Source organism: Halomonas sp. SL1 (assembly GCF_003030865.2).
GTDB classification, from domain to species: Bacteria; Pseudomonadota; Gammaproteobacteria; order Pseudomonadales; family Halomonadaceae; genus Halomonas; species Halomonas halophila.
Map to the genome: position 1 here is coordinate 100,033 of NZ_PYUQ02000011.1, position 14,138 is coordinate 114,170.

The following is a 14,138-nucleotide window of genomic DNA, read 5'->3' on the forward strand; positions in this document are numbered from 1 at the left end:
GTCAGCTGGCCGGCGCGTCGGCCAGCGCAGCGATCAGCGCCGCGTCACGGCCGTAGACGTCCGGGCGGAAGCTCGCCAGGCCGTCCGCCTCGCCCTCGGCGGTCCAGTAGTGCAGCGCCAGCGGCACCGGCCTGGCCAGGGAGACGTTGTCGGTCTCGCCGCCGGCGAGCCGGCGGTCCAGGGCGATGCGCGAGCCGCTGTCGTCGATCAGCAGCCGGGTCAGCTCGGCGACGTTCTCCACGCGGATGCAGCCGGAGCTCAGCGCCCGCTGCGGGCGCCGGAAGAGCCCCCGGGCCGGCGTATCGTGCAGATAGACCAGATGGTCGTTGGGGAAGCGCAGCACCAGCCGGCCGAGCGGATTGCGCGGGCCGGCACGCTGGCGCAGCATCACCGCGCCCGGCTGCTGCCAGTCTACGGCCTCGGGGTCCAGGCGGCGGCCCTGTGGATCGATCGCCTCCATGTCGTGCTCGGTCAGGTAGCCGAGATCGCGACGCACCCTTGGCAGCACGTCCTCGCGCATGATGGTCGGCGGCACCGTCCAGGTGGGGTTCAGGGTCAGGTAGGTGATCTCGGAGCGCAGCACCGGCGAGGCGCGGCCGGGCTGGCCGACGATGACCCGCGCGCCCCAGCGCTCGCCATTCGGGCGATGGTAGTCGAGACGCTGTCCGGCCAGATCGACCTCCAGCCGCCACCCGGAGCGCTCGCCGGAGAGCCAGCGGGCCCGCTCCAGATTGGCACGCAGGGCCTCGATCCGCACCCGGGCCGGCACGTTGAGCGCCGCCCGGGTATTCGGCCCGATCACGCCGTCCTCCGCCAGCATGTGCCGGCGCTGGAAACGCCTCACCGCCGCCGCCAGGGTATCGTCGTAGCGATGCTGGCCCGGCGACTCCAGGGCGATGTCGGGATGGTTGGGCAGATAGTGCGTGACATCGGCGGCCATCACCTCGAGCTCGCCGATCATCGCCAGGCGTCGGCGCAGCAGGGCCACGTCCTCGTCGACGTGGCCCGGACGCAGCGGCGCCTGGCGCGCCGGCAGCATCGGCCAGCCGCCCAGCCCGGCGATATGGCGATAGCGCGTCAGCGCCCGCTTGAGGCCGGCGTACTCCTCCCCTTCGGGGCGCGCCAGGGCCAGCACCGTCTCCACGTCGCCATCGGCGATGGCCCGTTCGATGCCGACCAGGTCCAGGCGCGGCGGGGCCACCGGAATCTCCCAGTCGGGGTAGACATCGCGCGGGTCGAGGCGCCCACGCTGCAGCTGGGTCAGGGCGTCGAGCAGGGTGCGGCTGGCGTCCAGATCGAAGCGCACCCGGGCAGCCTCCGAGGCCGCCGGGTCGAGCGCGGCCTCGGCCTCGCGCGCCAGGCGCTCGGGGCGGTAGTCGGCGGGGTCGAGACCGTCGCCCTCCAGGGCCTCGAGCAGCTCGACCAGGGTGGTCACCGCCGCACGATCTTGCCAGACTGGCATCCCGCCGTGCAGCGCATAGAAACGCGCCAGCCGCGGCGAAGCCGCTTCGAGACGCTCGTCCAGTAGAGACGCCGGGGCAGCCGACTCGTCGACGGCATCGGCGTCAGCCTCCGACGCCGTCTCCGCGTTCGCCGTGATCGGCAACAACGCCACCAGCATGATCATGCCGCCTCGGCGCAGATATCGTGGTAGGACGTTCGCGACTCGCATGATTTGGCCTCCTGGCATTCGGCTGACGAGACTGGTCTTCCTGACCGCCTTGTCCATAATACGACAAACTGACGCCTCTACGCCCGACAAGACCGATCGGCGAGGCCCCGAACACCGACAGATGAGCTTTCACCTTACGACATGAGACGCCGTATGCCCTTGCCGCGTTCAAGGGGCCGACGCCTGGCCCCGCTGCTGGCCGCCGCCCTGCTGCTGGCCACGCCCGCCTCGGCGCGGGACTTCCTCTCCCGGGCGGTCACACCGCTGGCACCGCCTTCCCCGCTGGCGAGCCGCCTGACGCACCTCGCCCCCACCGCCGACCCGCAGGTCCTGCGCCTGGCGGCCCAGGCCCTCTCCTGCGCCGATCCCGGCGCCGAGCGGCTGGCGGTGATCGACTTCTCGCTGCCCTCCACCGAGCAGCGGCTGTGGGTCTTCGACCTGGTCCGAGACCGGCTGATGTTCCGCGAGCTGGTCTCTCACGGCCAGGGCTCCGGTGACGCCATGGCCAGCGAGTTCTCCAACGTGCCGGAGAGCCATCAATCGAGCATCGGCCTGTTCCGCACCCTCAACAGCTACGAGGGCAGCAACGGCTACTCGCTGCGCCTCGAGGGCCTGGAGCCCGGCATCAACGACCAGGCCTTCCAGCGCGCCATCGTCATGCACGGCGCCGACTACGTCAGCGAGGCATTCATCGAGCGCACCGGCCGCCTGGGGCGCAGCCACGGCTGTCCGGCGGTGCGCGAGGAGATCGCCGTACCGCTGATCGACAGCCTCAAGGAAAGCCAGTACCTCTTCACCTACTACCCCGATCCCGAGTGGCTGGCCGACTCGGCCTTCCTGCGCTGCCCCCGAGACGACCGTCAGCTGGCGTCCGTGACGCGCTGACGTCTCCCAGCCACGTCCCGCTGCCACAAGCACCACATCGGCGCATGACCGGGCCAGACCGGGCCAGACCGGCCCGGTCATGCGCCATACCGCGCCGTCCTCGGCGCCCTCGCTCTCCCGGAAAAATATCTAACGTGCTGAATAAGCGGAATTCCCGACACCCTGGCAATGCTTATGCATAAGTATCGGCAGTAAGCGCCAGACGTGGACCAGGCCCCTCGGGGTACGAGTGCGTCGGACCCGACCTTCAACGGCGAAGGCCCAAGAGATCGCGTGTTCGAACGTCATTCGACGAGGTACCCCCATGGAAATCCGCAACAAGGCCAACAGGATCCGTCTGCTCAACGGGAAGATGCCGCAGATGCGTGCCTTCCACTTCTCGTGGTTCGCCTTCCACCTCTGCTTCTTCGGCTGGTTCGGCATCGCCCCGCTGATGGCGGTGGTGCGAGACGACCTCGGGCTGACCAAGACCCAGATCGGCAACACCATCATCGCCTCGGTGGCCATCACCATCGTGGTGCGCCTGGTCATCGGCGTACTGTGCGACCGCATCGGCCCGCGCCGCGCCTATACCTGGCTGCTGTGCCTGGGGGCGCTGCCGGTGATGAGCATCGGCCTGGCCGACAGCTTCGAGACCTTCCTGCTGGCGCGCCTGGCCATCGGCGCCATCGGCGCCTCCTTCGTGATCACCCAGTACCACACCTCGGTGATGTTCGCCCCCAACGTGGTGGGCACCGCCAACGCCACCTCCGCCGGCTGGGGCAACCTCGGCGGCGGCACCACCCAGATCGTGATGCCGCTGATCTTCTCCGGCATCCTGATGCTCGGCGTCAGCGAGACCCTCGGCTGGCGCCTGGCGATGGTCGTGCCGGGGATCGTGATGCTGCTCACCGGCATCGCCTACTACCGCTTCACCCAGGATGCCCCGGACGGCAACTTCGATGAGCTGCGCGCCCGCGGCGAGCTGCCGCCGGCCAGCGGCGAGCACGGCATGGGCGCCAGCTTCAAGGCCGCCGCCAAGGACGTGCGCGTCTGGGCCCTGTTCGTGGTCTACGCCGCCTGCTTCGGCGTCGAGCTGACCATCAACAACATCGCCGCCATCTATTACTTCGACAACTTCGACCTGAGCCTGGCCACCGCCGGCATGATCGCCGGCCTGTTCGGGCTGATGAATCTCTTCGCGCGCACCCTGGGCGGCATCTTCTCCGACCTGTTCGCCCGCCAGGGCGGGCTCAAGGGCCGGGTCCGCTGGCTGTTCATCGCCATGCTGTGCGAAGGCGTGGCACTGATGTTCTTCTCGCAGATGCATGTGCTGGCGCTGGCCATCGGCATCATGCTGGTGTTCAGCCTGTTCGTGCAGATGGCCGAGGGCGCGACCTTCGGCGTGGTGCCCTTCATCAACAAGAAGGCGCTGGGCGCGGTGGCAGGCATCGTCGGCGCCGGCGGCAACGCCGGAGCGGTCGCCGCCGGTTTCCTGTTCCGCGCCGAGTCGCTCTCCTACCAGCAGGGGCTGTTCTATCTCGGCATCGCCGTGATCCTCGCCTCCCTGTGCGCCCTGGTGGTGCGCTTCTCGCCCGAGGTCGAGGCCGAGGAACAGGCCGCCTACCGCGAGGCCGCCAGCGGTGCGGAAGAAGGCGCGCTGTCGCTGCGCTGAGCCCTGTCTCGTCCCGCCGGCGCCCCCGTCGTTCCGCGACGGGGGCGTCATCGTTGGCAGGCCACGGGTTTGCAGACCCCGAGGGATATGGCCATTCTGGAAGACACTGTGCCCCGGCAAGGAGAGCGGAATGGAACAGGTACTGTTGATCACCGGCGCCTCCAGCGGCATCGGTGCGGCCACGGCCCGCGCGGCATCGCGCGAGGGCTACAAGCTGGTGCTGACGGCCCGGGCGCGCGAGCGCCTCGAGCCCCTGACCCAGGAGCTGGGGCCGGAGAACGTGCTGAGCGTGGCCCTGGACGTGACCGACATGGCCGCCCAGCAGGCCATGGTGGAACAGATCCTCGAGCGCTTCGGACGCCTCGACGCAGTCTTCGCCAATGCCGGCCGCGGCGGCTCGCCCGGCGGCTTCAGCGGCGCCGATCACGAGGCCTGGCGAGAGATGCTGCTGACCAACGTCTATGGCCTGGGGCTCACCGTGCAGGCCACCCTGCCGGCGCTGCGAAGGACGCGCGGCCACATGCTGCTCACCGGCTCGGCCGCGGGTCGCGCCACCATCCCAGGCTCGATGTACGGCGCCACCAAGTGGGCGGTGACAGGTCTCGGCTATAACCTGCGGGAAGAGTTGCGTGGCAGCGGCATTCGCGTGACCCTGATCGAGCCGGGCATGGTCGACACGCCCTTCTTCGACGAGCCCCCCGAGCATGCCCTGGCGGCCCGCGATATCGCGGCGGCCGCGCTCTATGCACTCGGCCAGCCGGCACACGTGGACGTCAACGAGATCCTGGTTCGCCCCACGCCGCCGCTGTCCGACGCGTGATCCCGATTTCCCCTCATCACAAGGAGCTACCCCATGACGATCGCCACCGGTGACCGCCTCCCCGACGTCACGATCAAGACCAACGGTCCCAAGGGCCCCGAGGACCTCGCCATCGGCGACTTCTTCGCCGGCCGCAAGGTCGTGCTGTTCGCCGTGCCCGGCGCCTTCACCCCGGGCTGCTCCAACACCCACATGCCGGGCTTCGTGGTGCACGCCGATGACATCCTCGCCGCCGGCGCCGATGCCATCGCCTGCATGGCGGTCAATGACGCCTTCGTGATGGATGCCTGGCAGAAGGACCAGAACGCCCAGGCGATGACCATGCTGGCCGACGGCAACGCCGAGTTCACCCGCGCCCTGGGCCTCGACATGGACGCCAGCGGCGGCGGCATGGGCACGCGCAGCAAGCGCTTCGCGCTGGTCGCCAACGACGGCGTGGTGGAATATCTGGGCGTCGACACCCAGAAGGGCGTGATCGAGGCCAGCAGCGCCGACGCCATCCTGGCCCATCTCAAGGGCTGAGCAGGCCCGAGGAGGCATGCCATGCACGACGCCATGACCCTGACCGGAAGCTGCCTGTGCGGCGCCGTGGCCCTCGAGGTGCAGGCCTCGCGCCAGAACATCGGCGCCTGCCACTGCCAGATGTGTCGCACCTGGGGCGGCGGGCCGCTGCTGGCGCTGGAATCAGTCTCGAGCGTCCATCTCGAGGGCGAGGACAACGTCACCGTCTTCGCCTCCTCGGACTGGGCCGAACGCGCCTTCTGCCGCCACTGCGGCACGCATCTGTTCTATCGCCTCAAGACCGGCGAGCACTATGCGGTGCCGGCGGGGCTGGTCGATGTAGGCCAGGCCTGGACCTTCGACAGCCAGATCTTCATCGACGAGAAGCCCCCCTGGTACGCCTTCGCCAACGACACCCGCGACCTCACCGGTCGCGAGGTGTTCGAGGCCTTCGAGCGAGGCGACGACTGAAGCCGTGCCTCGGCTAGGTTTCGGCCCCAGCCGCCTGCTCGACGAAACGAAGCGCCCCCGGCAGATGCCGGGGGCGCTTCGCATTGGGACAAGGAAAGGGGCATGGAAGAGGCGGCGCGATCAGACGCCGATGCGGCCACCGTCCTCGCGCTGGATCACCACCGTGGAGGCCCGCGGCCGCACGCTGCCCTGGGTCTCGGCGGTGGCGTCATCGCCGGCTGGCCAGTTCCCGGGGTGCTGGATGTTGATGAACATCGCCGTCTTGTCCGGCGTGAAGCAGATGCCGGTCACCTCGCAGCCGTTGGGACCGACCGCGAAGCGCTTGAGCCGGGCCTGGTCACCGCCGCCGATCACCGAGGCATCGCCCTCGGCCTGGCTGACGTTCTGAGGCACCACCGCCAGCACCTGATCGTTGGTGTAGTCCGCCACGCCCGCGTAGCCGTTGTCGGTCTCGATCCACAGGATGCCCTGGCCGTCGCCGCGGTCGTCATAGTGCAGACCGTCGGGGCTGGCGAACTGGTTGAGCTCGGTCAGCCCGGAGAGGTTATCGGCATCGCCGGCCGCCGCCCCGAACACGAACACCTCCCAGTCGAAGCGCGTCGAGCCGGCATGCTCGCGCCAGCGAATCACCTGGCCACCCTCGTTCTCGGCCCGCGGGTTGGCGGCGTTGGTCGGCGCCGTGGCATAGCCCACACCCGTTTCCTGAATATCGTCGCCGTCGTTGGTGTAGGTCGCGGCAGTACCTTCCTCGGTGCGCTGGGAGTTGTTGGTCAGGGTCATGTAGACCTCGCCGGAGGCCGGGTCCACCGCGCCCCACTCCGGGCGGTCCATGGGCGTAGCGCCCATCAGGTCGGCGGCATCGCAGGTGTGGATGATCACGCCGGCCTGATCGTCCGCGGCCAGGCCCAGGGCCTCGGCGAGGGTGCGCCCGTCGCGGGTCTCGGCGTCCGGGGTCAGCGGCAACCACTCGCCGGAGCCGTCGGCATCGAAGCGGGCCACGTAGAGGGTGCCCGCGTCCATGTACTTGGCGCCGAGCGCCAGGCGATCGACGTCGGCGCCCGGGCGGTTGGCATCCGCCGGGTCCCAGAGGACCTCGGAGACGAACTTGTAGATGTACTCGTTGCGCGAGTCGTGACCGGTGTAGAACACCACTGGCTCGCCGGCGACCAGCTTGCCCGGCCAGCAGCCCTCGTGACGGAAGCGCCCCAGGGCGGTGCGCTTGACGGCGCGTTCGCCGGTGTAGGGATCGATCTCGACGATGTAGCCGAAGGTGCGCGGCTCGTTGCGATAGTCGTCGAGGGCCGAGTCGCCCGTCGGGGTGGCATTGAAGCGAGCGAACTCGTCGTTGCGCTCGCTGGCATCGCCGGCGGCGGTTTCCCAGCCGTAGCGGCCACGCCCGGTGGAAATCCCGAGGCGATCGTCGTCGAGCTGGCGGTCGGTATTCTTTACGAAGTAGCCCGGCCAGTTTTCCTCGCAGGTCAGGTAGGTCCCCCAGGGGGTATAGCCGTTGGCGCAGTTGTTGTTGGTACCGCGCGTCAGGGTGCCGTCAGGGGAGTACTTGGTCTTGACGTAGTCGCTGCCCGCCACCGGGCCACTCAGCGCCATCTCGGTGGCGCTGGTATAGCGGCGGTTATAGGAGGAATCCGCCACGTGGCCCCAGCGACCGCCGTCCATCTTCTGCAGCTCGACCACGGTCACGCCATGGGCGTTGATCTCGGTGCGCACCTCCTCGGCCGGACGCTTGCCTTGCTCGGCGTTGGTGGGCCCGCCCTTGGGCGCCCAGAGGGCGGCCTGGTCGATGTACTCGTTGTTCATCGCCAGCAGGAAGCGGCGCGAGGCAGAGCCCTCGTCCAGGGCGAAGTTGTGCATGCCGTCGTGGTGCATGCCGACGCTGTTGGCCTGGATGTCGGCGGTAAAGGCCAGGTCCTCGCGCCAGGCCGGGGCCTGGCCGTTGAGCGGCGTCCCCCAGGGAATCAGGACCTGGGCGGTATAGCCGGCCGGCACGACCACGGCGTCGGTACGTGAACCACGAATGGCCTCGAAGGCCAGCGACAGCGGCGTCTTCTCGGCGCCCGCGGCCTCGGCACGCCCGGCCAGACCGCCCATGCCGAAGCCGCCCAGCATCGCCATGGCCGCCATGCCGAGTCCGCCCTGCATCACGCGACGGCGCGAGACATGCTTCTCCAGCACCGAGGAGAACGGCTCGTTGCTGCTCGGGTTCAACAGGCGATGATCTTCGATTTCCTTGCTCATCCTGGTCTCCTCACGGTCAGACGTCTTCTTATCCGGCCGACGATGAGACGCCTTCCTGCACCGCATCGTCGGCATCGAGTCAGACTCGGGATGATGCGCCACGGGCGTGACAGGAAGATGACGCACGCTGGGCCAGCGGCGAGGCCCACGCCGGCGGCCACGGGGCCGGCGTCCAATCGGCCATGCGCACCACGCTGCCCACCACGATCAGGCAGGGGGACGGCAGCGGCGTCTCGGCGAGGCGCGCCGGCATGTCGCCCAGGGTGCCGACCAGCGCGGCCTGCTCGGGCTGGCTGGCGTTGGCCACCAGCATGATCGGCCAGTCGTCGGGCAGCCCGGCGCCACGTAGCCCGGCACAGATCGCCTCGACCTTGGCCAGGCCCATGTAGAACACCAGGGTCTCGTCGCGGCGGGCCAGCGCCTGCCAATCCGGCGCCCCGCCCTCGCGGCACAGCTGCGCGGTGATGAAGCGCAGCTGCTGGGCATGGGCGCGATCGGTCAGCGGGATGCCCATCGAGGCGCAGGCCGCCGAGGCGGCGGTGATGCCGGGGACGATCTCCGCCGAGACGCCGGCCTCGGCCAGGGCGGCGAGCTCCTCGCCCATGCGGCCGAACACCCCGGGATCGCCGCCCTTGAGACGCACCACCGACTTGCCCTGCCCCGCCAGCGTCACCAGCAGCGCGCCGATCTCGTCCTGGGGCACGCTGTGGTGGCCGCTGGCCTTGCCGACATAGTAGCGCTCGCGGCCGGCGGGAATCAGCGCCAGCACCTCCTCGCCGACCAGCCGGTCGTAGACCACGGCATCGGCCTGAGCCAGCAGCCGCGCGGCCTTCAGCGTCAGCAGCTCGACGTCGCCGCTGCCGGCGCCGACCAGATAGACCCGCCCGGGGCGACACTCGCCGCGCAGCGAGAGACGCGCGGTATCATCCTCCGCTTCGCCGACGCGACCGGACCTCCAGCGGGGCGACAGGCCCAGCCCCAACCTAGCCGAGCTCAGCCGTGCCAGGGCAGAGAAACCGCGGCGCAGGGCGTCAGGCGACGCGAACGGGGGTCTTGGCTTGCTCGGAGCGCGCATGGCCACTCTCCTCTTGTGTATTGGCATCGGGCGTCTGGGAATCGGTATCGGCGCCGGCGTCGACGGTGTCCGAAGCATGCTCCTCTAGCAGCGACTTGAGCTCGGGAATGCAGCTGCCGCACTGGGTGCCGCAGGCGAGCCGCGCACCCAGCGCCTCGACGCTGGCGTCGCCGGCGCGGATGGCCTCGACGATGGTCGTCTGGCCCACCTGATGGCAGCTGCACACCAGCGGGCCGACATCGGCCTCGCCGGCGTCGCAGCCGGCCAGCAGCCGACGGCGCGCGTCGCCCTCGAGCGCGTCCTCGGCGAAGCGCGCGTCGAGCCAGGCCAGACCCGGCAGTTCGGCGGGCGGCGCCACCATCAGCCACCAGCGCAGCCGGCCGCCCTCGAGGCCCGCGGCGCGCAGCCGGCCGCCGGCCGGATCGTCGCTCCACAGGGTCGGCGCCGTAGGCAGCCAATGGCGTGCCCAGGCCAGCCAGTCTCTCTGGTCGCCAGGCTCGCCCCCGGCCAGCTGCCAGCGCTGGCAGTGGGCCAGCGGGATGCGCGCCCAGTAGGCGCCGTCGTCGCGGCCCTCGAAGTCGCCGGCCTCGCCGGATTCGCCGGGGGCGATCAGCAGGGTCGCCTCCCAGCCCACCGCCAGCGGCGCCAGGCTCACCGCGCCGTGCTTCGATTCAGGCTGGCCGGAGATCGGGTCGAGATGGGCGGCGAGCAGGCTGCCGGTGCGCGCCGCGCCGCTGAAGCGGTCGGTCCAGTGCATGGGCACGAAGGCCTCGCCGCGGCGCTGGCCCTTGGTCAGTCTTACCCGGGCGCTATACTCGCCGCCGGCGCCGGTCAGCTTCGCCAGCTGCTGGTCGCCCACGCCGAACGCCGCCGCGTCTTCCGGAGTGATCTCGATGAAGGGCTCGGCGCGGTGATTCATCAGCCGCGGCGCCCGGGCGGTGCGGGTCATGGTGTGCCACTGGTCGCGCACCCGGCCGGTGTTGAGGCGCAGCGGGCGCTCGGCGCTGAGCGCCTGCTCGGGGCCGCGCGGTCGCACCGGCAGCAGTCGTGCCCGGCCGTCCGCGGTGGCGAAGCGGCCGTCCTCGAACAGCCGTGCGGTGCCACGGGGCGATGCGGCGGTCACCGGCCACTGGATCGGCGCCAGGGCGTCATAACCGGCGCGGTCGAGCTCCGCCAGCGCCGAGATGTCGAACAGCCGCGCCTCGCTGCCCGGGACGCCGGGGGCGTTCTCGAAGCCGGAGAGCCGCGCGTGCTCGGCGAAGATCTCGCCGGGGTGGCTGTAGTCGAAGGCCTCGCCGAAGCCCAGCCGGCTCGCCGCCTCGCAGACGATCCACCAGTCGTGGCGCGCCTCCCCGGGCGGCGGCAGCATGCCGCGCTGGCGCGAGATGCGCCGCTCGGAGTTGGTCACGGTGCCATCCTTCTCCGACCACGACGACGCCGGCAGCACGATATCGGCATAGGGCAGCAGGTCGGTGTCGGCCATGCATTCGGAGACGATCACCAGCGGGCACTTCTCGAGCGCCGCCCGCACCCGATTGGCGTCGGGCAGGCTGACCGCCGGGTTGGTGGCCATCACCCACAGCGCCTGGATCTCGCCGCGCTCGATGGCCTCGAACAGCGCCACCGCCTTGTGCCCCGGCGCCTCGGGCAGGCTCGGCGTCAGATGCTCGGTGGCCCAGAAGCGCGTCACGCGGTCGGGGGCGCCGACCGAGTCGTAGTCCATGTGGGCGGCGAGCTGGTTGGCCAGCCCGCCCACCTCGCGGCCGCCCATGGCGTTGGGCTGGCCGGTGATCGAGAAGGGCCCGGCGCCGGGCAGGCCGATCTTGCCGCCGGCCAGGTGGCAGTTGATGATCGCCTGGCACTTGTCGGTGCCGCTGGACGACTGGTTGATGCCCTGGGAATAGAGGGTCACCACGTGCAGCTGGCTGGCGAACCAGTAGAAGAAGGTCTCCAGGCGCTCGGCGTCGACGTCGCAGTCGGCGGCGATGGCCGAGATGGACACGTCGTCCTCGCGGGCCGCGGCCAGGGCCTCGTCGAGCCCGGCGGTATGCTGCACCAGATAGACGTCGTCGAGCCGGCCCTTGTCGGCCATCCACGCCAGCAGGCCGGTGAACAGCCGGGCATCAGTGCCGGGCCTGAGTCCCAGATACAGGTCGGCGATCTCGCAGCTGTCGGTGACCCGCGGGTCGATCACCACCACCCGCATCAGCGGGTTGCGGCTCTTGGCGGTGCGCAGCCGCTGGTAGAGCACCGGGTGGTTCCAGGCCAGGTTGGAACCCACTAGTACCACCAGCTCGGCCTCCTCCAGGTCCTCGTAGCTGCAGGGCACGGCATCGGCGCCCAGCGAACGCTTGTAGGCGGCCACCGCCGAGGCCATGCACAGCCGCGAGTTGGTATCCAGGTGCGGCGTGCCGAGAAAGCCCTTGAACAGCTTGTTGGCGACGTAATAGTCCTCGGTCAGCAGCTGGCCGGAGAGATAGGCCGCCACGGCGTGATCGCCGGCGGATGCTCGGGTGGCCTGGAGGCGGCTGGCCACCGCATCGAGCGCGGTGTCCCAGTCGACCTCGACGCCATCGACCCGTGGCCGCGTCAGGCGGCCATGATCGCCCAGGGTCTTGGCCAGCGCCGACCCCTTGACGCACAACCGCCCGTGGTTGGCCGGGTGGTCGCCGTCGCCCTCCACGTCGGTGATTCGCCCGCCCTCGATGTCGGCGGTCACGCCGCAGCCGACGCCGCAGTAGGGGCAAGTGGTGCGCGCCTGTTGCATGGTGCTCTCCTCGATCGCGATCGCAGGTCCCGAAACGACGACGCCCACCGCCGCGCCGGGTAAGCGCGGGGGTGGGCGTCGTTGCCGTGGATCGCCGCCATGGCGATCCGGGAGTCTCTTTCCCCGATAGAAGCAATCGGTGTGCCAGACGGACGAAAAGCGCCGCTTCTCAGACCGGCGCGTCCGGGGTATCGACGTCGCCTGCACCAGACTGCCGCGTTTTCCACCGCACTCCGCGCCCTCATGGTGCAGGATTCGACACAACGCGGATGCCTCACCGCCCGGGCATTGGCGACGCAGATGCTGGAACGTCTCTTGCATGACCAGGGTTGACCGTTTCCGCCATCACGAGCCCTATGCCATGCCCCAGCCCTTGCGAATCCTGCTGGTCGACGACGAGAGCGTCCGCGCCGCCATGGTCGAGGAGGCCCTCGGCCAGGAGGGGCACGAAGTGATCTGCCACCTGCAGAGCCCGGCCAGCCTCAACGACATGGTCGAGCGCCACGCCCCCGACGTGGTGATCATCGACATGGAATCCCCCGACCGCGACACCCTCGACAGCATGTCGCAGCTGCACCGCCAGAACCCGCGGCCGGTGGTGTTCTTCGCCGACCAGCACGACCCCGACTCCATGCAGGCCGCCCTCAAGGCCGGCGTCAGTGCCTACGTCGTCGACGGCCTGGTGCCGACCCGGGTCCGGGCGATCCTCGAGGTCGCCGTGGCCCGCTTCGACGCCTTCCAGTCGATGCGCCAGGAGCTCGACCGCACCCGCACCCAGCTGGCCGACCGCAAGCGCATCGAGAAGGCCAAGGGAATGCTGATGAAGCACCAGGACTGCGACGAGCCCCAGGCCTATCAGACGCTGCGCAAGCTGGCCATGGACCGGGGCCAGCGCATCGGCGAGGTGGCCGGCAACGTGATCGATATCCTCGAAGGACTGGAGAAAGGCCTATGAGCATGTCCCAAGCCCCCGAGCTTTCCCGCCTGACCCTGGGCATCGTGCCACTGCTGGACGCCGCCCTGCCGATCGTCGCCCGGGAAGGCGGCTTCTTCGCCGCCGAGGGGCTCGAGGTCACGCTGTCGCGGGAGAGCGCCTGGTCGACCCTGCGCGACAAGCTCGCCGCCGGGCTGCTCGACGGTGCCCAGCTGCTGGCCCCGCTGCCGCTGGCCATGAGCCTCGGCGCCACCGGCACGCCCTGCGACGTCCTGGCGCCGCTGGTACTCGGCCGCCACGGCAATACGCTGGTGCTGTCCCCCTACTGGTCGGAGGGCATGGCCGCGCCCCTGGACGACTCCCCCGGCGGCCGCGACCCGGCCGTCAACGCCCGCGACTTCGCCGAACGGCTGCGCCGGCGCGGCACCACACGCCCACGGCTGGCCATGGTGCATCCCTTCTCCAGCCACCACTACCAGCTGCGCGACTGGCTGGCCCTGGGTGGCCTCGACCCCGACACCGACGTCGAACTGGTCGCCCTGCCGCCGTCGCGCATGGTCGAAGCCCTCGAGCAGGGCCGTATCGACGGCTTCTGCGTCGGCGAGCCCTGGGGCAGCCAGGCCGCGCAGCGCGGCGGCGGGCGCATCGTCGCCACCGGCGCCGCGCTGTGGCCGGGCCATCCCGAGAAGGTGCTCGGCGTGACCCATGACTGGGCCGAGCGCCACCCGGCCACCCTCGCGGCCCTGATCCGCGCCCTGATCGCCGCCGCCGGCTGGCTGACCGAGGCGCCCGAGCACCGGCGCCTGGCGCGCGACTGGCTGGCCCTGCCGCCCTACCTGGACCGCGCCATGGATCATCTGCCGACGCTGCCGCTGGACGAGCCGCCGATCGAGCAGCGCCTCACCGGGCTGCGCCCCGGGGCCGACGAGCTGGCCCGGGTGGTGGAGCATCTGGCCCGCCAGCTCGGCGAGCCGCTCGACCGTGCCGCGGTCGAGACCTGCTACAGCCCCGTGCATATCGATGCCGCGACGCACCAGGAGCGTGCATGACGACCGCGACTTCATCCGTCCCGCGCCGGCCATCGCCCGGGAGATTTCACCCAACTC

Annotated in this window: 11 protein-coding genes; 7 read left to right on the plus strand and 4 right to left on the minus strand. The window is 70.3% G+C overall.

The window, feature by feature from the left end; translation table 11 throughout:
* Position 1 precedes the first annotated feature (1 nt).
* The gene (locus tag C9J49_RS04625) at positions 2–1,627 is read right to left on the minus strand and encodes a murein L,D-transpeptidase (protein WP_258393773.1); all 1,626 of its coding nucleotides are present in this window, start codon (positions 1,625–1,627) and stop codon (positions 2–4) included.
* 198 nt (positions 1,628–1,825) lie between these two features.
* On the opposite strand from C9J49_RS04625, the gene C9J49_RS04630 reads away from it, so the two are divergent.
* The 5 genes from C9J49_RS04630 to C9J49_RS04650 all read left to right on the plus strand — a co-directional run bounded on the left by C9J49_RS04630 (position 1,826) and on the right by C9J49_RS04650 (position 6,003).
* On the plus strand, positions 1,826–2,557 hold the full coding sequence (locus C9J49_RS04630) for a murein L,D-transpeptidase catalytic domain family protein (RefSeq protein WP_181454243.1): 732 nt from the start codon (positions 1,826–1,828) through the stop codon (positions 2,555–2,557).
* Between the two features lie 304 nt (positions 2,558–2,861).
* Complete coding sequence (locus C9J49_RS04635) at positions 2,862–4,211, plus strand: NarK family nitrate/nitrite MFS transporter (protein WP_035592921.1); 1,350 nt, start codon at positions 2,862–2,864, stop codon at positions 4,209–4,211.
* A 130-nt stretch (positions 4,212–4,341) separates the two neighbouring features.
* Entirely contained in the window at positions 4,342–5,031 is a 690-nt protein-coding gene (locus tag C9J49_RS04640) for an SDR family oxidoreductase (protein WP_107181658.1), read from the plus strand.
* Positions 5,032–5,064: 33 nt separating this feature from the next.
* Entirely contained in the window at positions 5,065–5,553 is a 489-nt protein-coding gene (locus C9J49_RS04645; RefSeq protein WP_046079069.1) for a peroxiredoxin, read from the plus strand.
* A gap of 21 nt (positions 5,554–5,574) precedes the next feature.
* Positions 5,575–6,003 carry a GFA family protein gene (locus C9J49_RS04650; protein WP_035592917.1) on the plus strand — a complete coding sequence of 143 codons (429 nt, stop codon included), beginning with the start codon at positions 5,575–5,577 and terminating at the stop codon, positions 6,001–6,003.
* A gap of 120 nt (positions 6,004–6,123) precedes the next feature.
* Here the strand turns inward: C9J49_RS04650 and C9J49_RS04655 are convergent, their stop codons facing one another.
* The 3 genes from C9J49_RS04655 to C9J49_RS04665 all read right to left on the minus strand — a co-directional run bounded on the left by C9J49_RS04655 (position 6,124) and on the right by C9J49_RS04665 (position 12,098).
* Entirely contained in the window at positions 6,124–8,256 is a 2,133-nt protein-coding gene (locus C9J49_RS04655) for a PhoX family phosphatase (RefSeq protein ID WP_107181659.1), read from the minus strand.
* Between the two features lie 79 nt (positions 8,257–8,335).
* Positions 8,336–9,331: a uroporphyrinogen-III C-methyltransferase gene (cobA, locus tag C9J49_RS04660; RefSeq protein WP_258393774.1), complete on the minus strand. Its 996-nt coding sequence runs from the start codon at positions 9,329–9,331 to the stop codon at positions 8,336–8,338.
* Positions 9,288–12,098 (minus strand): nitrate reductase, encoded by a 2,811-nt coding sequence (locus tag C9J49_RS04665; protein WP_107181660.1) that lies wholly within the window; start codon positions 12,096–12,098, stop codon positions 9,288–9,290. Before C9J49_RS04665 ends, cobA begins: the two co-directional genes overlap by 44 nt.
* Before the next feature lie 319 nt (positions 12,099–12,417).
* Between C9J49_RS04665 and C9J49_RS04670 the strand changes: the two genes are divergently transcribed.
* Together C9J49_RS04670 and C9J49_RS04675 are read left to right on the plus strand one after the other, a co-directional pair.
* Positions 12,418–13,053, plus strand: a complete 636-nt coding sequence (locus C9J49_RS04670; protein ID WP_307725200.1) for an ANTAR domain-containing response regulator — start codon at positions 12,418–12,420, stop codon at positions 13,051–13,053.
* A complete protein-coding gene (locus tag C9J49_RS04675) occupies positions 13,050–14,081 on the plus strand; it encodes a CmpA/NrtA family ABC transporter substrate-binding protein (RefSeq protein WP_107181661.1) in 1,032 nt (343 codons plus the stop codon). Before C9J49_RS04670 ends, C9J49_RS04675 begins: the two co-directional genes overlap by 4 nt.
* The last annotated feature ends 57 nt before the right edge of the window (positions 14,082–14,138 follow it).

Coding starts and splice junctions, on each gene's coding strand:
- C9J49_RS04670 (WP_307725200.1), top strand. CDS start 12,418: ATGACCAGGGTTGACCGTTTCCGCCATCACGAGCCCTATGCCATGCCC.
- C9J49_RS04645 (WP_046079069.1), top strand. CDS start 5,065: ATGACGATCGCCACCGGTGACCGCCTCCCCGACGTCACGATCAAGACC.
- C9J49_RS04635 (WP_035592921.1), top strand. CDS start 2,862: ATGGAAATCCGCAACAAGGCCAACAGGATCCGTCTGCTCAACGGGAAG.
- C9J49_RS04655 (WP_107181659.1), bottom strand. CDS start 8,256: ATGAGCAAGGAAATCGAAGATCATCGCCTGTTGAACCCGAGCAGCAAC.
- C9J49_RS04675 (WP_107181661.1), top strand. CDS start 13,050: ATGAGCATGTCCCAAGCCCCCGAGCTTTCCCGCCTGACCCTGGGCATC.
- C9J49_RS04650 (WP_035592917.1), top strand. CDS start 5,575: ATGCACGACGCCATGACCCTGACCGGAAGCTGCCTGTGCGGCGCCGTG.
- C9J49_RS04665 (WP_107181660.1), bottom strand. CDS start 12,098: ATGCAACAGGCGCGCACCACTTGCCCCTACTGCGGCGTCGGCTGCGGC.
- C9J49_RS04625 (WP_258393773.1), bottom strand. CDS start 1,627: ATGATCATGCTGGTGGCGTTGTTGCCGATCACGGCGAACGCGGAGACG.
- cobA (WP_258393774.1), bottom strand. CDS start 9,331: ATGCGCGCTCCGAGCAAGCCAAGACCCCCGTTCGCGTCGCCTGACGCC.
- C9J49_RS04630 (WP_181454243.1), top strand. CDS start 1,826: ATGCCCTTGCCGCGTTCAAGGGGCCGACGCCTGGCCCCGCTGCTGGCC.
- C9J49_RS04640 (WP_107181658.1), top strand. CDS start 4,342: ATGGAACAGGTACTGTTGATCACCGGCGCCTCCAGCGGCATCGGTGCG.